Origin of the sequence: Actinomadura livida (assembly GCF_014648675.1) — a bacterium.
Lineage (GTDB): Bacteria > Actinomycetota > Actinomycetes > Streptosporangiales > Streptosporangiaceae > Spirillospora > Spirillospora livida.
Genome location: NZ_BMRO01000004.1, coordinates 53,943 through 78,154, shown reverse-complemented (window position 1 = coordinate 78,154; position 24,212 = coordinate 53,943). Strand labels below are relative to the sequence as shown.

Annotated in this window: 20 protein-coding genes; 8 read left to right on the top strand and 12 right to left on the bottom strand. The window is 75.8% G+C overall.

Annotated elements, in window-relative coordinates; translation table 11 throughout:
• Positions 1 to 9 precede the first annotated feature (9 nt).
• The 3 genes from IEZ03_RS10145 (at position 10) to IEZ03_RS10135 (ending at position 2,773) form a co-directional block, all read left to right on the top strand.
• A complete protein-coding gene (locus tag IEZ03_RS10145; RefSeq protein WP_132052576.1) occupies positions 10 to 252 on the top strand; it encodes an acyl-CoA carboxylase subunit epsilon in 243 nt (80 codons plus the stop codon).
• A 119-nt stretch (positions 253 to 371) separates the two neighbouring features.
• Positions 372 to 1,427: an NYN domain-containing protein gene (locus IEZ03_RS10140; protein ID WP_184888850.1), complete on the top strand. Its 1,056-nt coding sequence runs from the start codon at positions 372 to 374 to the stop codon at positions 1,425 to 1,427.
• A 113-nt stretch (positions 1,428 to 1,540) separates the two neighbouring features.
• The gene (locus IEZ03_RS10135) at positions 1,541 to 2,773 is read left to right on the top strand and encodes a YncE family protein (RefSeq protein ID WP_184888852.1); all 1,233 of its coding nucleotides are present in this window, start codon (positions 1,541 to 1,543) and stop codon (positions 2,771 to 2,773) included.
• Between the two features lie 25 nt (positions 2,774 to 2,798).
• On the opposite strand, the gene IEZ03_RS10130 is transcribed toward IEZ03_RS10135, so the two are convergent.
• The 11 genes from IEZ03_RS10130 to IEZ03_RS10080 form a co-directional block, all read right to left on the bottom strand.
• Positions 2,799 to 5,885: a bacterial transcriptional activator domain-containing protein gene (locus IEZ03_RS10130; protein ID WP_184888854.1), complete on the bottom strand. Its 3,087-nt coding sequence runs from the start codon at positions 5,883 to 5,885 to the stop codon at positions 2,799 to 2,801.
• A 64-nt stretch (positions 5,886 to 5,949) separates the two neighbouring features.
• Positions 5,950 to 6,402, bottom strand: coding sequence for a TadE/TadG family type IV pilus assembly protein (locus IEZ03_RS10125; RefSeq protein ID WP_229808184.1), 453 nt, complete (start codon positions 6,400 to 6,402; stop codon positions 5,950 to 5,952).
• On the bottom strand, positions 6,399 to 6,848 hold the full coding sequence (locus tag IEZ03_RS10120) for a TadE family protein (RefSeq protein ID WP_229808183.1): 450 nt from the start codon (positions 6,846 to 6,848) through the stop codon (positions 6,399 to 6,401). Before IEZ03_RS10120 ends, IEZ03_RS10125 begins: the two co-directional genes overlap by 4 nt.
• Positions 6,845 to 7,237, bottom strand: a complete 393-nt coding sequence (locus IEZ03_RS10115) for a TadE/TadG family type IV pilus assembly protein (RefSeq protein WP_229808182.1) — start codon at positions 7,235 to 7,237, stop codon at positions 6,845 to 6,847. The genes IEZ03_RS10120 and IEZ03_RS10115 overlap by 4 nt, the downstream gene beginning before the upstream one ends.
• Positions 7,238 to 7,269: 32 nt before the next feature.
• Complete coding sequence (locus IEZ03_RS10110) at positions 7,270 to 7,491, bottom strand: Flp family type IVb pilin (RefSeq protein ID WP_184888856.1); 222 nt, start codon at positions 7,489 to 7,491, stop codon at positions 7,270 to 7,272.
• A gap of 42 nt (positions 7,492 to 7,533) precedes the next feature.
• Positions 7,534 to 8,481, bottom strand: a complete 948-nt coding sequence (locus IEZ03_RS10105) for a type II secretion system F family protein (RefSeq protein ID WP_229808181.1) — start codon at positions 8,479 to 8,481, stop codon at positions 7,534 to 7,536.
• Positions 8,478 to 9,485 carry a type II secretion system F family protein gene (locus tag IEZ03_RS10100; protein ID WP_184888858.1) on the bottom strand — a complete coding sequence of 336 codons (1,008 nt, stop codon included), beginning with the start codon at positions 9,483 to 9,485 and terminating at the stop codon, positions 8,478 to 8,480. Before IEZ03_RS10100 ends, IEZ03_RS10105 begins: the two co-directional genes overlap by 4 nt.
• Positions 9,486 to 9,522: 37 nt before the next feature.
• Positions 9,523 to 10,821 (bottom strand): TadA family conjugal transfer-associated ATPase, encoded by a 1,299-nt coding sequence (locus IEZ03_RS10095; protein WP_184888860.1) that lies wholly within the window; start codon positions 10,819 to 10,821, stop codon positions 9,523 to 9,525.
• Positions 10,822 to 11,919 (bottom strand): hypothetical protein, encoded by a 1,098-nt coding sequence (locus IEZ03_RS10090; protein WP_229808180.1) that lies wholly within the window; start codon positions 11,917 to 11,919, stop codon positions 10,822 to 10,824. It lies immediately after the preceding gene.
• A gap of 2 nt (positions 11,920 to 11,921) precedes the next feature.
• The gene (locus IEZ03_RS10085) at positions 11,922 to 12,857 is read right to left on the bottom strand and encodes a hypothetical protein (RefSeq protein WP_184888863.1); all 936 of its coding nucleotides are present in this window, start codon (positions 12,855 to 12,857) and stop codon (positions 11,922 to 11,924) included.
• Positions 12,858 to 13,084: 227 nt separating this feature from the next.
• On the bottom strand, positions 13,085 to 13,786 hold the full coding sequence (locus IEZ03_RS10080; protein ID WP_184888865.1) for a TetR/AcrR family transcriptional regulator: 702 nt from the start codon (positions 13,784 to 13,786) through the stop codon (positions 13,085 to 13,087).
• Positions 13,787 to 13,898: 112 nt separating this feature from the next.
• On the opposite strand from IEZ03_RS10080, the gene IEZ03_RS10075 reads away from it, so the two are divergent.
• From IEZ03_RS10075 to IEZ03_RS10065, 3 genes are read left to right on the top strand one after another with little or no spacing between them, the layout of a single operon-like run.
• Positions 13,899 to 14,375 carry an SRPBCC family protein gene (locus tag IEZ03_RS10075; protein ID WP_184888867.1) on the top strand — a complete coding sequence of 159 codons (477 nt, stop codon included), beginning with the start codon at positions 13,899 to 13,901 and terminating at the stop codon, positions 14,373 to 14,375.
• Between the two features lie 42 nt (positions 14,376 to 14,417).
• Entirely contained in the window at positions 14,418 to 15,359 is a 942-nt protein-coding gene (locus tag IEZ03_RS10070; RefSeq protein WP_184888869.1) for an NAD-dependent epimerase/dehydratase family protein, read from the top strand.
• Between the two features lie 37 nt (positions 15,360 to 15,396).
• Positions 15,397 to 19,788, top strand: a complete 4,392-nt coding sequence (locus IEZ03_RS10065) for an FtsK/SpoIIIE domain-containing protein (RefSeq protein WP_184888871.1) — start codon at positions 15,397 to 15,399, stop codon at positions 19,786 to 19,788.
• 352 nt (positions 19,789 to 20,140) lie between these two features.
• On the opposite strand, the gene IEZ03_RS10060 is transcribed toward IEZ03_RS10065, so the two are convergent.
• Complete coding sequence (locus IEZ03_RS10060; RefSeq protein WP_184888873.1) at positions 20,141 to 20,683, bottom strand: hypothetical protein; 543 nt, start codon at positions 20,681 to 20,683, stop codon at positions 20,141 to 20,143.
• Positions 20,684 to 20,908: 225 nt separating this feature from the next.
• Here IEZ03_RS10060 and IEZ03_RS10055 point away from each other — a divergent pair, with 225 nt between their 5' ends.
• Together IEZ03_RS10055 and IEZ03_RS10050 are read left to right on the top strand one after the other, a co-directional pair.
• Entirely contained in the window at positions 20,909 to 22,675 is a 1,767-nt protein-coding gene (locus IEZ03_RS10055; RefSeq protein ID WP_184888875.1) for an acetyl/propionyl/methylcrotonyl-CoA carboxylase subunit alpha, read from the top strand.
• 155 nt (positions 22,676 to 22,830) lie between these two features.
• The coding region (locus tag IEZ03_RS10050; protein ID WP_194506004.1) for a hypothetical protein at positions 22,831 to 24,212 on the top strand (1,382 nt) is incomplete at its 3' end.

Here is a 24,212-nt window from a genome sequence, read left to right as displayed (position 1 = left end):
GGAGAATCCGTGACCGCTGACGACAAGCCCTTCCTCCAGATCGTCCGGGGCGACCCGGGACCGGAGGAGATCGCGGCGCTCGTGGCCGTGCTGACCGCCCGCGCCCGGGCGGCCGCCGCCGCCCGGGACGGCGGCGGGCCGGCCCGGCCGTCGCGCTGGTCGGACCGCGCCCGGCTGGTCCGCGCGGCGCCCGCGGACGACCTCCGGCCGCGCGGCGCGGGCGCGTGGCGGGCCAGCGCCCTGCCGCGCTGACCCCCGCCCCACCTCCGCGCGGCGGAGCGCCGCGCCGGGCCGTCCGCCGGGTCCCCGACGCGACGTTGTAACCGTGGTTCACACCCAGGGGCGGCCCGGCACGAATAAGGTGGAAGGCCATGGCCACCTCGGAGTTCGTTCCCCAGCCCGCGCGGTACGCGATTTTCGTCGACGCGGGATACCTTTACGCGGCCTCCGGTGCCCTGCTGCTGAGCTGCGGGTCCAGGCGCGAGTACCGCGTCGCCGCGGAGAAACTGATCAAGGCGCTGACCAGCCACGCCGACGACCAGCTGCTCGGTGAGCTGCTGCGGGTGTACTGGTTCGACGCCGCGCCGAAGCGGCAGCCGACCGTCGACCAGCGCGTCATCGCGAACCTCCCGCTGGTGAAGCTGCGGCTCGGGAATCTGAACGCCCAGGGCCAGCAGAAAGGCGTGGACGCCCAGCTCCGCGCCGACCTGGAGGCCCTCGCCCGGCACCGCGCCATCACCGACGCGGTGCTGCTGGCCGGCGACGAGGACATGCTGCCCGCCGTGGAGGCCGCCCAGCGCTACGGCGTCCGCGTGCACCTGTGGGGGGTCGAGCCGACGCACGGCTCGAACCAGGCCGAGTGGCTGGTGTGGGAGTCGGACACGGTCGAGGTGCTGCCCGCCGATTTCCTCCGCCCCTACTTCACCAAGGCGAAGGTGCTGCCGGTGCCCGCGCCCGGGACCGCCGCCGCCGTCCGGGACGCCGCGGCCGCCGCGCAGCGCACCAGCCCGGTCCCGTCGCCGTCGCAGGTCTTCGCGGGACGCCCCCCGGCGGTGAAGCCGCCGCCCGGCACCGTCCGCACCGCCGTGGCGGTCCCCGCCGGGGCGACGCCCGCGACGGTGGCCGCGTCGATGAACTCCGCGCCCGCCACGAGCGACGGCAAGCTCGGGCCCGACCGGGACCACATGCTGGAGATAGGCGAGCACGTCGCACAGAAGTGGATCTTCGAGCGGGGCCGGGACAACATCCGCGACCTGCTGCCCGGCCCGATCCTGCCGCCGGTCATCGACAAGGAACTGCTGATCGAGGCCGAGAAGGAGCTGGGCTCCTCGCTGCGGCCCTACCAGGAGGCCCGCACCTGGCTGCGCGACGGCTTCTGGGAGCGCGTGTACCGCGAGTTCGGCATCGGCTTCGGCAAGTCCGACTAGCTCCGTCCCGCCCGTCCCCCGCCGTCTCTTCCGGCACCGCGACCACGTTTCGCAGTTGACCGGACACCAACGGTCGCCCCCCGGTAAGGTCCCCGCCGTGTGAGGGGGAGACCGTGCAGGGACGCCAGGCAGGACGATCACGGGTCGCGCTCCCGTTCGCCGCGCTCGCCTGCATCGTGCTGGCCTGCGGCGCCCTGACCGGTTGCGAGTCACCGATCCCGTTCCACCGGCCCGGCGAGGGACCCCCGGACGGCCCGGTCGTGGGCCTCGGCGGCCCCGCGCCCTACCTGTCCGCGCACCCCGACGCCGATGCGCGCCGACACGGCGACCCCTCCCCCGGCTCGTCCGGCGGCGGAGTCCCCGTCGCCCCTGCGGACGTCTACGCCGCCACCGGGCCCGGGATGATCGCCCCGCACGCGCAGGGCGTGCCTCCGCGGCTCTACGTCGCGCACGGGCGGGCCGTCGAGGTCATCGACCCGCACACGCTCCGGACCGTCGGGCGGCTGCACTTCGGCGCGGCGGCCTCGCGGGTCGTGCCGTCCTGGGACCTGCGGCGCCTCTGGGCCGCCGGCCCCGCGCGCGGCACGCTCGTCCCGTTCGGGCCGCGCGGCGGCGAGCGCGGCCACGCGGTACAGGCCGGGCCTCCGGCCGCGCTGTACTTCTCCCCGGACGGGCGGCACGCGCTGGTCCTCGCCCACCGGCCGCACCGCGTCGACGTCCGCGACCCGCACACGATGCGGCGCAGAGGGTCGGTAGCGCTGCCGTGCGCCGCCGGATACGCCGACTTCACGCCGGACGGGTCGTCGATGGTGGCGACGTGCGGTTCCGCCGGTGCGCTCGCCCGCGTGGACCTCACGAGCGGCCGCGTCTCCGGGACGATCCGGCTCCCGGAGGGCGCGCGCCCCGGCGACCTGCGGCTGTCGCCGGACGGGACCCTGTTCTACGTGGCCGACCCGGTGAAGGGCGGCGTCTGGCTCGTGGACGCCGCGCGGTTCGCCGCGCTCGGGTTCGTCCGCACCGGGCCGGGCGCGCGGGGGCTGTCGGTCGGGCGGGACGCGAGCCGCCTCTTCGTCGTGGGCAGCGGGACGCTCACCGCCGTCCGGTTCGGCACCCGGCGGGTCGCGTCCCGCTGGCCGCTGCCCGGCGGCGGCACACCGGTCCCGGGCGGCATGTCGCCGGACGGGGCGGCGCTGTGGCTCGCCGACCCCCGCGGCTACGTCTACGCCGTGTCCACCAGGACCGGACGGGTCGTGCGGAAGGTCCGCGTCGGGGGGCGCCCGGCGGGCCTGGCCGTCCATCCGCAGCCCGGCCGGTTCTCGCTGGGCGGCACCGGCCTGTACCGCTAGCCGCCCACCTGCGAGAGGGGCCGCGTCAGCGGGTGCTGACGCTGTGCCAGTCGGGCAGCAGCTCCTCCACCAGCGACTCCGTCTCCGGCTGGAGCCGGTCGAAGTACGGGTCGCGGACGACGCGGGCGCGCAGCTCGTCCACGACCACCCGCAGCTGGGCCGTGTCGCCGGTCGCGTGGGTGGCGCGGAGCAGGTCGCGCCACATGCCCTCGTCCTCGGGGGCGAGCCGCAGCCCGGCGCGCGCCGCGCTCACCGCGCCGCGCGCGTCGCCCTCGTCCAGCCGCAGCACGACCAGCCGGTGCGCCACGTCCATGACCCGCGCGGACGCCTCGTACTCCAGGTCGTGGTCGGCCAGCCACGCGTACCGGCCGCGCGGGCGGTCCGCGAGGAGCGGGCCGCGGACGAGGTCGAGCGCGTAGGTCATGTAGGCCGTCTCCGACCCGGGCTCCGCCGCCGACCGCCACACCAGCCAGCGGAACACGTTGAGGTCGACCCGCACCTCCGAGCCGAGCCTGATCCGGCCGCGCTCGTCGGTGTAGAGGTTCGGGCGGCCCCGCGCGTCCCGGCCGAGCCAGTCCGACACGCGCGCCACGCACGCGTCGCGGACGGCGGGGGTCGTCCCGCGCGGCCAGATCGCGCCGGACAGGACCGTCGGGTGGACGCCCTCCGGGTGCGCCGCCAGGTACACCAGGAGCTCGGTGCACAGCGCGCGGCGGTCGTCGTCCATCGGCCCCGGCGCCTCGACCTCGATCGGGCCGAGCAGCCGGATGCCGACCGACGACTCGTGCGCGCTCGGCGGCTCCGCCCCGCCGGCGAGGCCCGGCAGCTCGACGGAGTCGAGCCGGCCCGCCGCCCGGAACAGCTCGAACACGCCGCGGTAGTCGTCGTCGGCGACGAGCTGCGCGTCGACGTCGAAGCCGAGCACGCCCGCCTGGAGGCGGCCGCCCTCGTCGACGTCCCACGTCCAGGTGGCGCCCTGCACGTCGCCGGGGACGAGGTAGCCGGCGGCCATCCGGGTCCCGGTGCGGGCGAGCGCGACGAGCCGGTCCGCCTCCCGCTCCGCCGGCTGCGCCGCCATGATCAGGTAGTGCGGCATCCACGCCTCGCCGAACACGCCGCGGCAGCGTCCGGTGAGCACCGAGTCGACGCCGGACGCGGCGAGCGCCTGCCGCACCTCCTCGGCGCGTCCCTCCAGCTCGGGCAGCGCGTCGGCGAGCGTCGGGACGGCCCGGACCCGGTCGGGGGCGATCTCCGCCAGGCCCTCGCCCAGCTCCCCGTCGAACCCGACGAGCGTGATGCGCATGTGGTCGGACCAGCGGTTGGTGGCCAGCTCCATCGCGATCGCCGACAGCGCCGCGCGGCGGACGTCGTCGGGGCCGCGCAGCGCGATGAGCCCGTGCGCGGCCTCCAGGTCGACGAGGATCCGGCCGTTGTCGTTCGTGCCGATCGACACGAGGCCCGGGTAGGGGGCGAGGACGTCGCCGAGGTCGGCGGCCTCCAGCTCCGGCAGCGCCTCGCTGTGCAGCCGCCACACCTGGCCGTCGTCGAACGCCTGCCACGGCGCGGGCGGATTGCGGTCGGCGGGCGCGATCCACAGATCGAGGCTGCCCGGCCCGGTGTGCGGGCTGCCGAGGTGCACCCCGTAGATGGTCGGGAGCGTGCGGCCGCCCGCCGCCATCGACTTCGACAGGTGCCGCAGCCCGAGGTCGAGCAGCCGCGCGGACTCGTCGTCGGCGCCGAGCCGCAGCGCCCGCTCGGCCTCGGCCGCCGCCCCCTCCGGCCGGACGATCATCCTGCCGAACGCCCGGTGCCACAGCTGGACGCGGCGGCGCCGGCCGAGCGCGACGACGAGCCCGGCGGCGAGCAGCGAGGCGGCCGCGAGGCCGTGCGGCCAGCCGAGGTCGACCGTCCCGCCGGTGTCGTCGTCCTGCCGGTCCGCGCCCTGGCCGGGCACGGACGCGCCGCCGCTCTCGGCGTCGCCGCCCATCTCGCCGGACGGGCCGCCGTGGACGGGCGGCTGCGCCGGTGCCTGCTTCTCGGGCGCCTGCTTCTCGGGCGCCTGCTTCTCGGGCGCCTGCTTCTCCGGCACGGTCGGCTGCGGTGCGGTGGGCGGGGCCGCGGTGGGCGGGGCGGTGGGCTGGGTCTCCGGCACCGTCGGCTGGGGTGCGGTCGGCGCGGCCGTGGGCGGCGCCTGGGACGCCGGCGGCCGCGGCTTCTCCGTCTCCCGCGGCTGCTCGGGCTTCTCCGGCTTCTCCGGCCGGTCCGGGACGGCGTGCCCGTACCGGAAGTACTCGTCGAGGTCCTCGGCGGGGATGACCTTCGCGCCCTTGGCGTCCGCCGGGAGCTCCAGGATCCAGCCCGGCCGGATGAGGCTGGCGATCGTCAGCCGCGTCCCGTCCGGCTGCACGCGGTTCTTGTTGAGGGCGAAGATCTCCTTGTAGCGGCGCCCCTCGCCCAGGCACTTCTCGGCGATCTCCCACAGGCTCTCGTGGTGGCGCCCCTCCGGCGGCTGCACCCGGTAGATCTTCGTGGTGGCGGCCTTCGCCAGCGGTTCCGCGGCGAGGTCCGCGGCGGCGGCCCGGTCGGCGGCGGCGCTCGGGGCGCGCTCCGGCACGGTCGCCGCCACCGGGCGGAACTCCTGCGCCTGCGCCTGCGCGGGCGGGCGCTGCGACAGCCCGCCGGCCGACAGCGCCGGCATGATCGCGGTGGTGGCGGTGAACAGCAGCAGCGCGGCCACGACGAGCCGGTGCACCAGCGACTGCGTCCCGCCGGCGAGCGGCACCCGCGCCGGAACGCCGACGCCGCGGACGCCCGCGTAGACCTCGACCACCACGCACGCCGCGAACTGGAGCCAGGCGAGCCACACCAGCGCGACGAGGACGCCGATGAGCGCGCCGGGGCCGATCCGCCGGGTGAGGTCCGAGGTGGACGGCACCGTGTCCGGCAGCGGCGAGCCGAACAGGACGAGGAGCGCGGCCGGGACGCCGGCCAGCAGCACGCCCAGCGCGATGATCGCTCCGATGCCGGCGAGCACGTCGCGCGCGCTGCGGTGCCTCCCGCCGGGCCTCCCGCCGCCCCGCTCCGGGGCCCGCCGCCCTTGCCGCGTCACCATCGCGCCCCCACCGTTCGCCGGTCCCTGGACGTCGCAGACATCGTAAGCCGGTTTCCTCCGGAGCTCACGGCTCGATTCCCCCCGTCACGGGGCGGGCCGTCGCTCCGGACGTCATCCGGAACTCGCTGAAGCCGGGGATGATCCCGAGCAGCTGCGGCCGGACGGTGATCTGCACGTCCACCGCCACCTCCTGCTCGTCGGCGTCGCACCGCGACGCGGTGACCCGGTCGGGGTGGTCGGCGAGCAGGGCGCACGCCGCCGCACGCGCCCGCGCCGGGTCCAGGACGGGTTCGCCGGTGGCCCGCAGAGCGTCGGTGTCGATCTGGTTGGCGCCCGCGCGGGCGGCCTGCTCGGCCATGTCGGCGGCGCGCTGCCGCGCGTGGATGGCGAGCCCGCCGTCGACGAGGAGCCCGGCCAGGAGGAAGACGATGGGGGTGAACAGCACCGTGTACAGCGCGATCGTGCCCCGGTCCCGGCCGTCGCGGCAGGGGGCGCCGCTCGCCGGACGCGCGGTCACGGTTCGCCCCCGGGGCCTTCGGCGCCTCCGGCGTCCGTCCCGCGGTAGGTGAAGGTGTCGACGGGGGCGATCGCGTGGCCCTGGAGGCGCTTGGTGCCGGGCAGGCCGATGAACGACAGGTCGCCGAGGTCGACGTCGCAGGTGATCGTCACGCCGACCCGGCCGCCCTGCCCCCAGGCGGAGACGTCGGTCGCCACGCTGGGCCCGCCGGAGCACCAGCCGGTGCCGGTGAGGCCGGCCGCGGCGGTGTCGGCGGCGAGGCGCTGCGCGGCCGGGGCGCTGCGGGCGATGGAGGCGGCGCGCACCGCGTCCCGCGCGGCGCCGTCCACCTGGCCCTTGGCGTCGACCATCCGCCCGGCGCCGGCGAGGAACAGCAGGAACGCCACGAAGAGCGGGGTGACCAGCACCATCTCCAGCGACATCGACCCGCGGTCCGGCGCCCTCATCGGCCGGCCCCCGGTTCGCACGCGAGACCGTCGCCGACGTCGGGGCGGAAGCACTCGATGGGCCCCTGGGACCGCTGCGACACGTGGAACTTCATGAACGGGACGACGGTCACCGCCTCGCCGCTGACCTCCACCCAGCGCTGGTCGCCGGACTCGCCCGCGCGGACGCTGAGGCCGCTCAGCAGCTCCGGCCCGATCTCGCGGACGTCCCCGGCTGCCTTCGCGGTCGCCGCGTCCTGCCAGCCGCCGCCGACCGGCGCGGTCCGCGCGACGCGGGCGCCCGACTGCGCCGCCGCGAGCGCGACGTGCCGGGCGTGGAAGACCATCGTGAACTGCACGACGACGAGCATCAGCAGGATGAGGACCGGCGTGAGCAGCGCCCACTCCATCGAGGACGCGCCGGAGTCGGAGCCGGGGCCGGTCAGCCGGTGTTGATGGTGTTGGCCTTGTCGGTGACCTTCTTGGTGATGACCGCGCCGATCGTGATCGCGAGCAGCGCCAGGATCGCGGTGATGATCGCCCATTCGATCGCGGACGCGCCCCGGTCGCTCTCCTCGGCCGAGCGCAGCCGGGCGAGCCGGGCGCCGAGCACGGCGCGCAGGTAGACGACGGCCGGATCGTGCAGCGGGTTGTGCGGGTTCATAGCGGTACCTCCAGGTGGCCGTCTCGGCGGCGGGGTCGGGGATCATGAGGCGAGCACCCTCATCAGGGCCGGGTAGGCCAGGAAGATCAGGAATCCGGCGCACAGGAACAGCTGCGCGACGAGCATCGACTGGGAGCGCTCGCCCGCCTTGCCCTCCAGCTCCGACAGCTCCCGGCTGCGCATCGACGCGGCGCGGGCGGCGAGGGACTTGCGGACCTGCGCGCCGTCGTCGGCGACGAGGGCGAGCGCGCCGGCGAGGTCGCGCAGCTCGGCGATGTCGAGCTCCTCGCCGAGCCGGCCGAGCGACTGCCACGGCGTCTGCCCGGTGATGCGGGCGTTGGCCAGCGCGTCGCGGATCCGGTGCATCGCCCAGCCCTCGCCGACCTTCGAGGCGGTCAGCAGCGCCTCCGGCACGCCGCGCCCGCCGGCGAGGTTCATCGAGACGAGGTCGAGGAACGCGCCGACGACATGGCGGAAGTCCTGCCGGCGGGCCTGCGCCTCCTGCCGGAGCTGCATGTCGGGGAAGAAGAAGAACACCGCGGCGAACAGGATGCAGATCCACACCGGCACGGCGACGGACGAGCCGAGCCCGAGCAGCGCGAAGTACGCGGCGATCAGCGGGACGAACAGCAGCGCGGCGGCGGGCAGCAGGAACTTCGTGGCGAGGAACGCCTCCAGCGACCGCCCGGTGATCGAGAGGTCGGCGCGCACCGAGCGCAGCTTCCAGCCGCGCGACTCGCAGAACCGCGCCAGCTCCCGTCCGAGCCGGGCGCGCAGCACGCCGACCCGCTCCAGCGCCGGGGACGTGGTGCGTCCCGGCGTCCCCGCGCCGCCCGGCGGCCCGGTCTGCTGCTCCGCCAGGTCGCGGCGGCGGGCGGCGTCGAGCGCGGCCATCCGCGCGGCGAGGCCGGGCCGCGCCGGGAACAGCGCCCGGACCAGCAGGTACAGGCCGAGGCCGACGACGGAGCCGGCGATCATCGCGGCGTTCACGGGGCGGCACCCCCTCCCGCGTCCGTCGCGTGCCGGCCGCGCGGCGGCAGCTCCTGCGAGCCGCGCGTGCCGCCCCGGCCGGGGGCTCCCCCGCCGTCCTTCCAGCCCGCCACGGTGCTCGGCACCTCGCCGGGCACGCCGGGCTGGGCGGCCGGGCGCGGCTCGCTGAGGAACCGTCCGGGCAGCTCGTACTTCGAAAGGCGGCGCAGCCACAGGAACGCCGCCCCGTACAGCGCGACGACGACGCACAGGACGAGCTGGCCGAGGAGGTCGTCGTACGGCTCGACGTAGGAGTGGTTGAACACGGCGAGGGCCAGCGCCGTCCCGACGGAGACGGCGACGACGATGCGGACGCTGCGCCGGGTGGAGCGCCGGTCGGCCTCCACGCGGCGCCGCATGTCCAGCTCGGCGCGGGCCGAGTTCGCGAGGGCGCTCAGCATGTCGCGCAGGCCGGGGCCGCGGAGCTTGGCGTTCAGGATCAGCGCGGCGATCACCAGGTCGGCGGACGGGTCGTCGATGTCGTCGGCGAACCGGCGCAGCGCCTCCGGCATCGGGACGCGGGTGTGCAGCCGGTCGACCAGGTTGCGCAGCGGCTGCTGCAGCGCCGGGGCGGCGGCGCGCTGCGACGCCGGGATCGCCTGCTCCAGGCCGACGGCGCCCGCGATCGTGTCGCGGAGCGACTCCGTCCAGGCGGCGAGGGCCTCCAGCCGCGCCATGCCGCGGCGCTCCTCGGCGGCGCCGCCCACCAGGCCGTTCCAGGCGAGGACGAGCGCGGCGGTGCCGCCGGCGGCGATCGGCCAGCGCGTCACGATCAGCACGAGCACGCCCGCGACGGCGGCCACGGCGGTGCGGGTGGTGAACGTCCGGACCAGCTCCTCGCGGCTGCGCCCCCGGGCCGGCCGGGCCCGCGGCGGCAACCCGCGCAGCGCGACGGCCAGCAGCAGGAGCCCGCCGCCCGCCGCGGCGCCCGCGAGGATCGCGAGGAGCACGTCCGGCGCGTACATCAGCGCCCTCCCGGGTGGTCCGCCGTGCGCCCGCCGCTCACCAGGCACCTCCGGACGGGTCGTAGCCGTGGTCGGCGAGTTCGGCGGCGCACGCGATCGGGGCGTTCGGCACCGCGTACCCGCCGGGCCCGAGCGCGAACACCTCCGACGACAGGACGCGCCCGTCCACGCCGGTGACCTCCCGGACGCTGGAGACGTAGCGCCGCAGCCGCCCCCCGGAGGCGTAGTCGTTGCGCTTCTCGATGAACACGACGAAGTCGATCGCGCCGGCGATCAGCATGTGGGTCGCCTCGACCGGCAGCCGCTCCTCCGACTGGATCGCGTACGTCGCGATGCGGTTGAAGACCTCCACCGACGAGTTCGCGTGGATCGTGGACAGCGACCCGTCGTTGCCCTGCGTCATCGCGTTCAGCATCGTGACGATCTCGTCGCCGAGCACCTCGCCGACGATCACCCGGGACGGGTTCATCCGCAGCGACCGGCGGACCAGCTCCGCCATCGTGATCGCGCCCTGCCCCTCCGAGTTCGGGAGCCGCTGCTCGAACGCGACGCAGTTGGGGTGCAGCTCGGGGAAGGCGTCCAGGCCGAGTTCGAGGGCGCGCTCCACGGTGATGAGCCGCTCGTGCGGCGGGATCTCGTTGGCGACGGCGCGCAGCAGCGTCGTCTTCCCCGCGTTCGTCGCCCCCGCGATCATGATGTTCTTGCGGGCGCGCACGGCGGCGCCGAAGAACTGCCCGACCTCCTGCGTGAACGTGCCGTTCCCGACCAGGTCGGCCAGGAACACCTTGCCGAGCCGCGCCCGCCGGATCGACAGCGCCGGGCGGAGCGTCACGTCCATCACGGCCGACAGCCGGGACCCGTCGGGCAGCCGCAGGTCGAGCTGGGGGTTCGCGGTGTCGAACGGACGGGACGACAGCCCGCTGTAGGCGGCGAGGATCTGGATCAGCTCGACCAGTTCCTCGTCGCTCTCGGCGACCGGCTCGCCCATGACCTCGCGCCCGTCGGCGTAGCCGATGAAGACGCGGTCGCAGCCGTTGATGTCGATGTTCTCGATCTCGGGGTCCTCAAGCAGCGGCTGGAGCCGGCCGACCCCGAACAGCGCGGCGTGCACGCCGGCGGCGAGCGCCTCCTCCTCTTCGGCGTTCGGCGGCCGGCGCCCTGAGGTGATCTCGCCGCGGGCGAACTCCTCCAGCACCTGGCCGATGAGGGCGCGGGCGAACTGCCGCTCGTCCTCGCCGGACATCGGCGGCAGCCCGTTGGCGGCGTCCAGCCTGCGCTGCTGCGCCAGCCGGTCGCCGACCTCCTGGCGGAGGCGTTTGACGAGCCCGTGGTCCATCTAGCGCCTCCCCTCCTCGTGCCGTCCGCCCGCCGGCACCTGCCCCGGCGGCCGCTCGCTGGCCGGGACCTGCCCGTCCGCGGAGAGCCCCGCACCGGGCGGAGCCGGCGGCGGGACCACCATGGGCGGGGACGTCGCGCTCGGGGACGTCGCAGGCGGAGTCGTCGGGGGCGGAGTCATCGGGGGCGGGGGCGGGGGCGGGGGCACGGGGTGCGACTGCGGCGCGGGCGGAGGTTCGGCGACCGGGCCCGCGGGGCGGGCGGCGGCCAGGCGGCCGGCGAGGTCGCCCGCGACCTCCCGCGCCGACCGGATCAGCAGCGAGCGGTCCAGCCGCCCGCCCCAGCGGCCCGACAGCAGCTCGGCGCCCTTGGGGTCGAGGGCCAGCCCGCCGAGGACGGTGACGTCCGGCGGCGCGGCGCCCTGCCGCTCGCCCGGGTCCGCGGGCCGGCCGCGGCCCCGCGCCCCGGCGAGGACGCGGTCGACCTCGGCGATCGAGCCGCGGAAGTCGCGCGGGTCGGCGAGCACGAGGACCCCGATGGGCGGGCCGCCGCGCAGCTCCTCGGTCAGCGCGGTAACGCGCTCGCGCAGGTGGGCGACCTGCTCCAGGGTGGCCCGGGTCAGCAAGACGACCAGGTCGGCCTCGTGCATCAGCTCGGTCAGCGGGGTGCCGGCGCCGAGCCGCCCGCAGTCGGCGAGCACGTCCACGGGGTCGAGCCCGGCGAACGCCCGGCCGAGCGGCCCCCACAGCCAGCTCATCGCCTGCGCCTGCTCGGCGTTGGTGGTCCCGACGAGGACGTCGAGGCCGCCGACGAGCCGCTGGCAGTGCTCGGCGATCTGGTCCGGCCGCAGGCCGCGGCGCGCGGTGGCGGCGAGGCTGAGCAGCCCGCGGGACGGGTTGAGCATGCCGCCGCCGGCGGCGAGGTCGCGGGGGCCGTCGCCGGTCTCCGGCGCGGCGGCGGGCAGCCGGTACACGAGGTCGCCGCCCGCCTGGTCGCACTCCGCGACCAGCACGGGGCGCGGCCACACCGCGCCGAGGGCGACCGCCGCGGTCGTGACGCCCGGCGCCCCCTTGTCGGCCGCGAGCGCGATGAGTGCCACGGTCAGTTACCGCCCGCGCCCGGCCCCGGTGGCGTGCTCTCGCCCGTGCCGCCGCCGTCCGGGACCTGGACGGTGCCGTCCGGGGGCTCCGCGCCGCCCTGGTTCCGCCCGCCGGCCGGCGGGGACTGCTCGGCGCCGGGCCCGCCGGACGCCGCGGGCGGCCGCGCCCCGTCCGGGATCAGCGCGAGCGCGACCGCGCCCGCGGAGGCGGCCTGGGTCACCTGCGGCGCGTCGGACGGCGGGACGGCGACGTCGATGCTGGTCTGGTCGGAGCTCAGCCGGGTGCCGCCGAACTCGCCGCCGCTCCCGCCGGTCCCGGCGATGCCGATCACGATGGCGTCCGCCGACAGGACGGTCCCGGCGCGCGGGCCGCCGTTCTGCCCGGTGCCGACCGCGTAGAGGGTGACGCGCCGGCCGACCTCGACGCCGCCGGACGGGAACTGGCCGGGCTTGAGCGCCAGCCCGACGACGAGGCGCCCGTTCTCCGGCGCGTTCTCCGCGACGATCATGGAGTTGGTCAGCAGCGCGCCGCGCACCAGCCGGACCGCGGCGACGTGCCGGGTGACCTTCGCGCGCTCCGACCAGCTGATGAACTGGATCCCGGTGTCGCCGACCTGCACCTCTTCGAGGGCGCTCGCCGGGATCTGCTGCCCGGCCGCGACCGGCTGCGCGATGCGGATCGCCGACACCCGCTCGCCGCTGGCCATCACGAGGTAGGCGCTGGCGAGCGCGCCGCCGAGGATGAGCAGCACCGCGAGCGCCGCGAGCGCGGGCTTGCGCTCCCGCGGGGACGCGGGAAGCCGCTGCCCCCCGGAGGCGCCGAGCCCCGAGCGGCCGAGCCCCGCCGTGCCGCCGGACGAGCCCGCCGCGCCACCGCCGGACGGACCCGAGCCACCTCCGGCGAAGGTCGACTGGTTGGACTTCATCGCGCTGCCCACGCGCTCCTTCCCGCCCTCCCGCGACTCCCGTCACCGGGATCCGCGCAACACCGAGCGATCCATGCTTGCGGGGGCGGCAAGGTCTCGTCAATGGATTCGGTGAACGCGGGCCGCCCCATCTCTCGGGCGCCCGCGGTGACCTGCGAATTCACCGATCACATCGTTGCTTACCACCAGTCACACCAGTCACTGACCGCGGTCCGGGCGCCTCCGCAGGGCCCGGCGGATCACGATTTCAGGCCGACGAGACGCCCCAGCAGCGTCATCGTGTGGTCGAAATAGGCGGCCCGGTCGTCCTCCACGGTGTTGGCGAACTGGCCGAACAATTCGAAGCTCACCGTCCCGTAGAGGCCGGCCCACGCCGTGAGGGCCCGGACGACCACGTCGTCCGGCGCGGCCAGGTCGACGGCGGCGCGCACCCGGGCCAGGTCCTCGGCGATCGAGGGCGGCGGCGGCGGGAGGGGCCCGGCCGGGTCGATCGCGCCCGCCGCGTGCGCCGCCGAGACGATGCGCGCGAACACGACCGTGTCGCGGGCGGCGGCGGAGACGGTGGCGTCCGGCGCCTTGTAGCCGGGGACGGGCGATCCGTAGAGCAGCGCGTACTCGTGCGGGTGCGCCAGGGCCCACTCCCGGACGGCCCGGCACACGGCGAGCCAGCGCCCGGCGAAGTCGTCCGCGGGCGTTCCGGCGTCGGCCTGCTCCACGGCCTCGCCGACGGCGTTGTACCCGTCGATGATCAGCGCGGTCAGCAGGTCGTCGCGGCTCGGGAAGTACCGGTAGATCGCCGAGGACACCATGCCCATCTCCCGGGCGACCGCGCGGAGCGACAGGCCGGCCGCCCCCTCGGTGCCGAGCTGCCGCCTGGCGATGTCGGTGATCTCGCGGATCAGCTCCGCCCGGACCCGTTCGCGTGCCGTACGTGCAGCCATGGGCCGAGGTTAGCAGAGCACCAAACCGAATCGAGAGCACCGCTCTTGACAACACCGCTCTCTAGAGAGAGCATTGCTCTCAAAACAGAGCACCTATCCGAAGGAACGCCGCATGTTCGCCAAGGACCTCGCGACACTGCACGACGAGTACGCGCTGCGGGGGCGCATCGACGACACCGCACCCGTCACCAGCTCGTCCGAGATCGTCATCGACGCCCCGGCGCAGCGGGTCTGGGAGGTCCTCGCCGACCTGCGCGGCTGGCAGACCTGGGCGCCGGGCTTCCGCGTCCGCGCGCTGGACGCCGTGGAGCCGGGCCGGGAGTTCCGCTGGGCGCAGGACGGCACGCCGCTGCGCTCCCGGTTCGCCATCGTCCAGCCCGGCCGGGAGCTCAGCTGGACGGGCAGCGCCCTCGGCCTCTACCGGGCCGTGGACCGCATGGTCCTCACCGCGGAGGGCGGGCGCACCCGGGTGACCCTCCAGGAGTCGTTCGACGGCCCGCTCGCCCGGCTCGTCTTCGGGGAGCGCAAGCTCCGCGCGGCCCACGAGACCCGGCTGACCGCGCTGAAGTCCCACGTCGAGAACCGCTGAAGACAACGCGAGACGAAGACAACGCGAGCAAAGGAGAAGGCAATGGGCAGGCACGTGATCGTCGGAGCCGGGCAGGTCGGGGCGCACCTCGCGGAGCGGCTCACCGGGCGCGGCCACGACGTCGTCGTCGTGACGCGGTCCGGTTCCGGGCCCGAGGGGGTCGAGCGGGTCGCCGCCGACGCCGCCGACCGGGACCGGCTCACCCGGATCGCCCGGGGCGCCGACGCGCTCTACAACTGCGTCAACCCGCGCTACCACCGCTGGACGCGGGACTGGCCGCCGATGGCCGCGTCCTTCCTCGGGACGGCCGAGGACACCGGCGCGACCCTGGTCACGCTCAGCAACCTGTACGTCTACGGGCCCGTGGACGGCCCGATGACCGAGGACCTGCCGCTCGCCGCCACCGGCGTCAAGGGCCGGGTGCGGGCGGCGATGTGGCGGGACGCCCGGGCCGCGCACCGGGCGGGCCGGATCCGGATGACCGAGCTGCGGCCCTCCGACTACTACGGCCCCCGCAGCACCGACCAGGCGTACCTCGGCAAGGACCGGTTCGTGCGGCCGCTGCTGGCGGGCGAGCGCGTCCAGTTCCTCAGCGACCCGGCGATCCCGCACGCCTGGACGTACACGCCGGACGTCGCCGAGGCCCTCGCCATCGCCGGGACCGACGAGCGCGCGCTGGGCCGGGCCTGGCACGTCCCGACCGGCCCCGCCGTCTCCCCGTCGCACGTCGCCGAGCGGCTCTGCGAGATCGCCGGCGCGCCCGCGCCGCGCATCACGAGGGTGCCGCGCCCGGTCTTCCACGCGCTCGGGCTCGCCTCGCCCATGATGCGGGAGCTGCGGGAGACCCGCTACCAGTTCGACAGGCCGTACGTCCTGGACTCGTCGGCCTTCGAGTCGACGTTCGGGATGGCGCCGACGCCGCTCGACGACGCCCTCCGGGCCGTGGTCGCCGTCCACCGGGAGCTCCGGCCCGCGGGTAACTAAGCTGAGCGCGACCGTCCCGAGGACGCCGGAGGCTCTCATGCGGATCTCGTTCACGGCGCTGACCGGCGGAGGACCACGCGACGTCGTGATGGACGCCGACGCCGAGGCCACCGTGGACGGGGTCGCGCGGTCGCTCGCCGCCCTGCTCGACGGGCGGGCGCCGGCGGCCGCGCCCGCGCGGTCCCCCGCGGCGCCGCGCTACTCGAAGGACGCGCTGCGCTCCGCGGGCGTGCCGGGCCCCCGGTCGCCGCGGGCGCTGTGGCTGGACGGGCGGATGCTCGACCCGCAGGCCCTCGCCGTCAAGGAGCTCCGGGACGGCGCCGTCGTGGCCGTCGAGCGGCACGGGGCCGCCGCCACCGTGCTCGGCGAGCCGACCGGGCTGGTCGAGGTCCGCGTCGTGGGCGGCCCTGCCGCCGGGTCGGTGCACCGCCTCGGCCTCGGGGTCTCGACCCTCGGCTCAGGGCGGAACGTGGACGTCGTGCTGGACGACCCGTCGGTCCCCGCGCGGTCGCTGCGGCTCACGGTCGGGCGGGAGATCGTCGAGGCCGAGGCGTCCGCGCTGACGGCCGAGGGAGGCGCCACGCTGGACGGGGCGCCCCTCGCGGGCAAGACGACGTGGCCGCCGGGAGCGCTGCTGTCGGTGGGGTCGAGCGTCCTGGCACTCGCGCTCAGCACCGCCCCGGACGCCCACCTCGTGCCGCTCCCGGACGGCGGCCTGGCGTTCGACCGGCCGCCCCGGACGGCGCCGCAGGAGCGGGCACGGCGGCTGGCGGTCCCGGAGCGTCCCGACCGGAGCCCGCGCGAGCTGCTCCGGCCCTCCTTCCGTCGGTCGCTCAAGGAGTACCAGCGCAGGTCCGGCGAGTTCGACGGCGAGGTGGAGCGGCTGCGGCGCCGGGACGAGGCCGAGCGGCGGGCGCTGCACCCCGACCCGGCCGAGGTGCTGCTGACCGCGACCGGCCCGCGGCGGCGGCTGTGGGAGCGCCGCCGCGACGACCCCGACGCGCTCGACCTCCGCGCCGGCCTCGCCGACCAGCCGGCCCGCATCGAGCTCACCGGCGGCGACGCCGGGCTCGCGGTCCCGGTCGCGCGGCAGGTGCCGGTGGCGTTCCCGCTCGCGGACCTCGGCGTCGTCGGGCTGGCCGGGCCGCGGCCGGCGGCCCGCGCGCTGGCCCGCTGGATGGTCGCGCAGAGCGCCGTCCTGCACAGCCCCCGCGACCTCGCCGTGGTCGTCCTGTCCGCCGGCCCGGACGCCGGGGACGAGTGGAACTGGGTGCGCTGGCTGCCGCACTGCGCGCCCCGCGAGGGCGAGGACTGCGTCGCCCTGGTCGGCACCGACGCCGAGTCGGCCGCGCGCCGCGTCACCGAGCTGGCGATGCAGGTGACGGAGCGGCGGCGCACCGGGGCCGTCCCGTACAACGTCCTGATCGTCCTGGACGGCGCGCAGGCGCTCCGCCGCGTGCCGGGGATGCCGATGCTGCTGTCGCGCGGACCCGAGTTCGGCCTGTACGCCGTCTGCGTCGACGACGAGGAGCGCCTCCTCCCCGAGGAATGCCGCGCCATGGCCGCGTGGGATCCGCGGCAGGCGCCGATGATCTGGCTCCGGCAGGGGCTGGACGTCCTCGGGCCCGTGCTGGCCGACCAGGTCTCGGCGAGCTGGGCCGAGCGGGTCGCGCGGGCGCTCGCCCCGATCCGGGACCTGGCACGGGAGGACGCCGGAGACCCCGTCCCGTCGGAGGTCCGGCTGCTGGACCTCCTCGGCATGCCGGACCCGACCGCCGAGCACGTCCTGCGGTCCTGGAGCCGCACCGGCGGCCGGACCGCCCGGGTGCCGATCGGGATCGGCCCGGACGGGCCCATGGCGCCCCACGAGATCGACCTGCGCGCCGACGGGCCGCACGCCCTCGTCGCGGGGGCGTCCGGCGCGGGCACGTCGGAGCTGCTGCGGACCCTCGTCGCGTCCCTCGCCGTCGCGAACCGCCCCGACGAGATGACCTTCGTCCTCATCGACCACCGGGGCCGAGACTCCAAGGGGCGGGGCGTGTTCGAGGAGTGCGCCCGCCTCCCGCACACCGTCAGCATGGTCACCGACCTGGACGAGCACGCCGCCGAGCGCGCCCTGGAATCCCTCAACGCCGAGCTCCGCCACCGCGAGGAGATCCTGCTCGAAGCGGGAGTTGAGGACGTCACCGGCTACGAGGAGCTGCGCGCCGCCGGCCGGGACCTGCCGCCGCTGCCGCGCCTGGTCATCGCCGTCGCGGAGGTCGCCGCCCTGGCCGCCGAACTGCCGGAGTTCGTCGCGGACCTGGCCGGCACCGCCCGCCGCGGAAGACCCCTCGGCGTCCACCTCGTCCTCGCCACGCGGCGGCCCGAGGCCGTCACCGACGACATCCGCGCCGGCGTCGACCTGCGCATCGCGCTCCGCGCCACCGACCCGGAGGCGTCCACCGGCATGCTCGGCTCCCCGGAGGCCGCGCAGATCTCCAGAGCGACCCCCGGCCGCTGCTACATCCGCTCCGGGACGCGGGGGCCGCATCGCGTGCAGTCCGCCCGGATCGGGGGACCGCGCCCGGCCGCCGGCGCCGCCGGCCACCGCCCCGCCGTCCGGCCTCTCCCCTGGCAGGACCTCGGCCATCCGATGCCCGACCCCCGCGAGGCGGGCCCCGGCGCGGAGGCCGCCACCGACCTCGGCGTCCTGGTGCAGGCCGTCGACGAGGCCGCCCGCCGGGCGGGCATCGCGCGCGGGCCGTCCCCGTGGCTGAACCCGCTGCCCGAAAAGATCACGCTGACGCCGCGGACCGCCGCCGGAGGCTCCGTCGTGGACGTCCCGCCGGTCCAGTTCGGCGTCACCGACCTGCCCGCCGTGCAGTCCCGCGAGCCGCTCGCCCTCGACCTCGCCGGCGGCGGGCACCTCTACCTCGCCGGGTCCGCGCGGTCGGGCCGCTCCACCGCGCTGCGCACCATCGCCGGGTCCATCGCCGGCGCCTGCTCCCCCTACGACGTGCACCTGTACGCCGTCGACTGCGGCGCGAACGCGCTGCTGCCGCTCGGCTCCCTCCCGCACTGCGGCGCCGTCGTCGCCCGCGACCGGCCCGGCCGCTGCGAGCGGCTGCTCGCGGCGCTGACCGCCGAGGTGGCCCGGCGCCACCGGCTGCTCGCCGAGGCCGGGTTCGCGTCCCTCGCCGAGCAGCGCGCCGCCGTCGCCGCCACCGACCGGCTCCCCTGGATGGTGCTGCTCCTCGACCGCTGGGACGGCTTCCTCGGCGCGTTCGAGCACCACGACCACGGCCGCCTCGTCGAGCAGGTCGTCCGGCTGCTCCGCGAGGGCGCCGCCGTCGGGCTGCGCGCCGTCTTCACCGGCGACCGCTCCGGCCTGGGCGGGCAGATCTCCACCGTCTTCGACCGCCGCCTCCTGCTCCGCATGGCGGACCCCAACGACTACGCGTACGGGGGCCTGCGGGACCGGCAGGTCCCCGCCGCGATGCCGCCCGGACGCGCCCTGGAACCCGCCGCTGCCGGCTCGCCGCCGCGCGTCTCGCAGATCGGCGTTCTCGGGGACGACGCGTCGGGCGCGGCGCAGGCCGCCGTCCTGCAAGAGATCGCCCGTGCCTGCGTGTCCCGGTACGGGCGGCTTCCGCGCCGCCAGCGTCCCCTGCGCGTGGACGAGCTGCCCGTCCGCGTCACCTACCGCGAGGCGATGTCGCTGGACCCCGACTTCCTCGCCCCGTCCGCGCTGTGGGCCCTCGTCGGCGTGGGCGGGGACACCCTCGCCCCCACGGGCGTCGACCTCCTCGCCGAGGGGCCGGGCCTCACCGTCGCCGGGCCGCCGCGCTCCGGGCGCTCCACGACGCTCCGGACGATCGCCCACTCGCTCCTCGACCCCGCCGTCGGCGGCGGTCTCGTGCCGGTCGTCCTCGTCACGCCGCGCCGCTCCCCGCTGCGGCTGCTGTCCGGCCACCCGGGCGTCCTCGGCGTCCTCACCCGCGACTCCGGCGCCGCCGACCTCGCCGAGGCGATCGGCGACGAGCACCGCTACGCCGTCATCGTGGACGACGCGGAACTCCTCCGCGAAGGACAGGGCGGGGAAGAGCTGGGCGGCGCGCTCCGCGACGTCCTGCGGACCGCGCGAGATGGGGAGCACGCCGTCGTCATCGCCGGGACCACCGCCGAACTCGCCCGGGGGCACGGGGACAGCAGGCACAGGGACAGCAGGCACGGGGACAGCAGGCACAGGGACTTCGTGTCGGACGTCGCCCGTTCCCGCTCCGGCGTGCTGCTGTCCGTCGAGTCGCCCGAGGACGGCGCCGTGCTCGGCCTCGCGCTCCCCCGCAACACGCCGCCGGGCGGCCCCACCGGCCGCGGCGTCCTCGTGGCGGCCGGCCGCACCGCGCAGATCCAGGTGGCGCTCCCGCCGCCCGCCGCCGACGCCTAGCCGGCCGGGGAAATGATGCGGGTCCCGGCCTCGGGGGGATGGGCCGGGACCCGCGGCTCGGTTTCGCACACCCGCGCCGAAGAATGGAGCCAATTCCCCTTCACCGCGGAGCGGAAAAGGCTCGTCACGGGTGCAAGCCTACGCCCCATCGATCACGTTGTTCCAGAGCGGGGATGCGAAACCTCCGTCCACGAGGGCGCTTCCGGGCCGTCCCGACCCGTCCGGATGTGGCCATACCGGCATTCAGCACGAGCGACCACATACCTTGTGACGAGGGTAAACACGGCCGGTCAGAATGCCGGGGCACGCGCTTTCACGTCCATTGGAAAAAGTGTCTGATGAACCCCGCCGGTCAGCGGGCCGGCTCGAAGGGGTCGTTCACCGGGCGCGCGTCCGGGTCGAGCACGCGCTCGGCGACCAGCGTGATCTGCTGGCCCTCGGTCTCGAACACGAACCGGCGCCGCACCGACTGGGTGACCTTGCCGCTGCCGTAGCGGACGACCGTGTTCTCGACCGCCTCCAGCGTGATCCGGTCGCCCTCCCGGACGGCGTGCCCGCCGTCGAGGCTCGTGCGGGCGCCCGTGTAGGCGGGACCGCCCTCCACGGGAGCGCGGTTGCGGTTCTGCAACTCGCGCACGGCCCGTTCCTGGGAGCGCGCGAGCCGCGGGGAGATCCGGACGCCGTACACCTCGCGGGGCGCGGACGTGTGGTCGCGGTTGTGCTTCTGCACGAGCGCCTGCGACCGGTGCTGCAGCAGCGTCCCGGCGGCGATCGTGAGCTGGCGGGTGACGTCGGCGTCCACGTCGGGGTCCGTCCGCCGGTCGGCGGACGAGGGGGCCAGCAGGCAGGCGGACAGGGTGAACGCCAGGCCGGCCCGGAGCCACGGGCGCACCATCGGCCTCTCCCGCATAAGAACCGAGCAGATTCGTGCCGAAGGGTACACCCGTCAGCCCCTGCGGGAGCGGGGAAACGGGGACCGGGACGCCGCCCCCGCGGCCGGTGCCGCGAGCCCCGCGCGGGGCGTCCCGCACAGGGGCCGGGGCCTTATAAGGAGGGGCTTACGAAAACCCGAGAAGCCCGTTATCTAGACTGCGCGTGCGAGGTTAGGGAGGAGACCCACGTGCGCAAGGTCCTGATCGCCAACCGCGGAGAGATCGCGGTTCGTATAGCCCGTGCCTGCCGTGATGCGGGCCTGGCCAGTGTGGCGGTGTACGCCGAGCCCGATCTGGAGGCGCTGCACGTTCGGGTCGCCGACGAGGCGTTCGCCCTGGGCGGGCAGTCCGCGGCCGAGAGCTACCTGGACATCGAGAAGCTCCTGAAGGTCGCCGCCGACACCGGCGCCGACGCCGTCCACCCCGGCTACGGGTTCCTGGCGGAGAACGCCGACTTCGCCGCGGCCGTGCAGAACGCCGGGCTGACCTGGATCGGTCCGCCGCCCGAGGCGATCACCGCGCTGGGCGACAAGGTGCAGGCGCGGCACATCGCCCAGAAGGTCGGCGCGCCGCTGGTCGCCGGGACCAAGGACCCGGTGTCGGGCGCGGACGAGGTCGTCGCGTTCGCGGAGGAGCACGGCCTGCCGATCGCCATCAAGGCCGCGTACGGCGGCGGCGGGCGCGGCCTGAAGGTCGCGCGGACGCTGGACGAGGTGCCCGAGCTGTACGAGTCCGCCGTCCGGGAGGCCGTGGGGGCGTTCGGGCGCGGCGAGTGCTTCGTGGAGCGGTACCTCGACAGGCCGCGGCACGTCGAGACGCAGTGCCTCGCCGACAAGCACGGCAACGTCGTCGTCGTGTCCACCCGCGACTGCTCGCTCCAGCGGCGCCACCAGAAGCTCGTCGAGGAGGCCCCGGCGCCGTACCTGACCGACGAGCAGGTCGAGCTGCTGTACAGCTCGTCCAAGGCCATCCTCAAGGAGGCCGGCTACGTCGGCGCCGGCACGTGCGAGTTCCTCGTCGGCCAGGACGGCACCATCTCGTTCCTTGAGGTCAACACCCGCCTCCAGGTCGAGCACCCGGTCACCGAGGAGGTCGCCGGGGTCGACCTCGTCCGGGAGATGTTCCGCATCGCCGACGGCGAGGAGCTCGGCTACGGCGACCCGGAGCTGCGCGGCCACTCGATCGAGTTCCGGCTGAACGCCGAGGACGCCGGGCGCGGGTTCCTGCCCGCGGTCGGCACGCTGACCGAGTGGGAGCCGCCCACCGGCCCCGGGGTCCGGCTGGACACCGGGTACGGCGCCGGGCAGACCGTCCCGCAGGCGTTCGACTCGCTGATCGCCAAGCTGATCGTGACGGGCGCGACGCGCCGGCAGGCCGTCGAGCGGTCCCGCCGCGCGCTGGCGGAGTTCGTCATCGGCGGGATGCCGACCGTCCTGCCCTTCCACCGGGCGGTCCTGGAGGACCCGGCGTTCGTCCCCGAGGACGACGCGGCGCCGTTCTCCGTCCACACCCGGTGGATCGAGACCGAGTTCGACAACCAGATCCCGCCGTACGAGACGCCCGCCGCCGGAGACGACGCGGACGAGGGCGAGCGGGAGCGCGTCACGGTGGAGGTCGGCGGCCGGCGCATCGAGGTCGTGCTGCCCGCGGGCCTCGGCGCGTCCGCGCCCGCCGGCGGCGGCGCGCAGCCCGCCAGGCGGCGCGGGGCCAGGAAGGGCGGCGGCGCCCAGGCGTCCGGCGACTCCCTGGTCAGCCCCATGCAGGGCACCATCGTCAAGGTCGTCGCCGAGGACGGCGCGGCCGTGGAGGCCGGCGACACCATCGTCGTCCTGGAGGCGATGAAGATGGAGCAGCCGATCACCGCGCACAAGGCCGGGACGCTCACCGGCCTGAGCGCCGAGGTCGGCCAGAGCGTCTCGTCCGGCGCCGTCATCTGCGAGATCAAGGACAGCTGAGCAGGGTCCGCCCCGCCCGGTCGCGGGCGGGGCGGACGTGTTCCGGCCCTGACCGCGCCCCGTTCACGGTCTGGGGTGCGGCCCCCATGCGCCCCGCCCGCAAATCAGTCGCTGGGATGAAGCGAATCCGGCTCTCACGTGGGCAGACTGGGAGCATGAGCACCGAGATCCGGGCCATCCGGGCGGCACGCCGGGGCGCCGTCTCGGCGATCATCGCCGCCGTCGCCTTGCCGGCGTTCGCCTTCACCGCCCCCGCACAGGCCGCCACGGGACAGCCCGCCACCACGCAGTCATCCACTTCTCAATCAGCCACCGTCCAGACGGCCGGCGCACAGCTGCCGGCGATGCGCACGGCGGCCGCGGCCGACACCGTCGGCCAGATCGCCAAGGGCCTCATGGATTCGCGGCTCTACGTCACGGGCGAGGCCGGTGACGTCCTCTCCGCGGCCGACCAGAACGAGGTAAAGAACGCGCTGGCCGGCGCGTCCGACGCCGACATCCGCGCGGTCGTCGTGAGCAACAGCGTGTCCAGCGCCGAGGTCGGGCAGATGCTCAAGTCCGTCGCGAACCGCGTCGGCGAGGGCGAGACCTACCTGGCCGTCACGGCGGACGGCTCCCGCATGAACGGGATCTCCAAGAAGCTGAGCAGCAGCGAGATCAACCAGCTCGTCACCCGCACCAACGGCGCGCCGCTCAAGGACCGGCTCGTCCAGTTCAGCGACCTGGCCGAGAAGAAGGCGGACGAGAACGCCCGGTCGAGCGCGATCGGCGGCTTCGTCACCCTCAGCGTGCTGATCCTGCTGGCCGTGGGCGTGTCGGGCCTGTTCCTCGTCTCCCGCAAGCGGCAGCGCGTCCGCGCGGAGCAGGAGATGGCCGACCTCAAGAACGGCGTGCAGGAGGACGTCACACTCCTCGGCGAGGACATCGCGCAGCTCGACCTCAACGTCATGGACAAGGAACTCGAACCCGAGATCCGCTCCGACTACGAGCACGCCATGAACTCCTACGACGAGGCCAAGCGGGCGACCGCACGCGCCACGCGGCCGCACGACATGCAGGACGTCACGACCGCCCTTGAGGACGGCCGGTACTACATGACCGCGACGCGCGCCCGCCTCGCCGGCGAGCCCGTGCCCGAACGGCGTGCGCCCTGCTTCTTCAACCCGCAGCACGGCCCCTCGGTGGAGGACGTCATGTGGGCGCCCCCGGGCGGGACCGCGCGGTCGGTCCCGGCCTGCGCGGCCGACGCGGAGGCGCTCCGGCTCGGGTCGGCCCCGGACGTCCGCATGGTCCCGTACGGCGGCGGACGGCGCCCCTACTGGGACGCGGGCCCCGCGTACGGCCCCTACGCGGGCGGCTACTACCGCGGCTACGGCGGCATCGACATGCTCAGCGGCCTGATGGTCGGCACCATGCTCGGCTCGATGATGGGCGGCTTCGGCGGCTACGGCGGAGGCGACGCCATGGGCGGCTTCGGCGGGGACGGCGGCGACGTCGGCGGCGGCTGGGACTTCGGGAGCGGCGACTTCGGCGGCGG

Bases quoted from the DNA above. Each gene is read 5' to 3' on its own strand.
- IEZ03_RS10140 (WP_184888850.1), top strand. From the start codon at position 372: ATGGCCACCTCGGAGTTCGTTCCCCAGCCCGCGCGGTACGCGATTTTC.
- IEZ03_RS10130 (WP_184888854.1), bottom strand. From the start codon at position 5,885: ATGGTGACGCGGCAAGGGCGGCGGGCCCCGGAGCGGGGCGGCGGGAGG.
- IEZ03_RS10120 (WP_229808183.1), bottom strand. From the start codon at position 6,848: ATGAGGGCGCCGGACCGCGGGTCGATGTCGCTGGAGATGGTGCTGGTC.
- IEZ03_RS10115 (WP_229808182.1), bottom strand. From the start codon at position 7,237: ATGGAGTGGGCGCTGCTCACGCCGGTCCTCATCCTGCTGATGCTCGTC.
- IEZ03_RS10110 (WP_184888856.1), bottom strand. From the start codon at position 7,491: ATGAACCCGCACAACCCGCTGCACGATCCGGCCGTCGTCTACCTGCGC.
- IEZ03_RS10100 (WP_184888858.1), bottom strand. From the start codon at position 9,485: ATGTACGCGCCGGACGTGCTCCTCGCGATCCTCGCGGGCGCCGCGGCG.
- IEZ03_RS10095 (WP_184888860.1), bottom strand. From the start codon at position 10,821: ATGGACCACGGGCTCGTCAAACGCCTCCGCCAGGAGGTCGGCGACCGG.
- IEZ03_RS10080 (WP_184888865.1), bottom strand. From the start codon at position 13,786: ATGGCTGCACGTACGGCACGCGAACGGGTCCGGGCGGAGCTGATCCGC.
- IEZ03_RS10075 (WP_184888867.1), top strand. From the start codon at position 13,899: ATGTTCGCCAAGGACCTCGCGACACTGCACGACGAGTACGCGCTGCGG.
- IEZ03_RS10070 (WP_184888869.1), top strand. From the start codon at position 14,418: ATGGGCAGGCACGTGATCGTCGGAGCCGGGCAGGTCGGGGCGCACCTC.
- IEZ03_RS10065 (WP_184888871.1), top strand. From the start codon at position 15,397: ATGCGGATCTCGTTCACGGCGCTGACCGGCGGAGGACCACGCGACGTC.
- IEZ03_RS10060 (WP_184888873.1), bottom strand. From the start codon at position 20,683: ATGGTGCGCCCGTGGCTCCGGGCCGGCCTGGCGTTCACCCTGTCCGCC.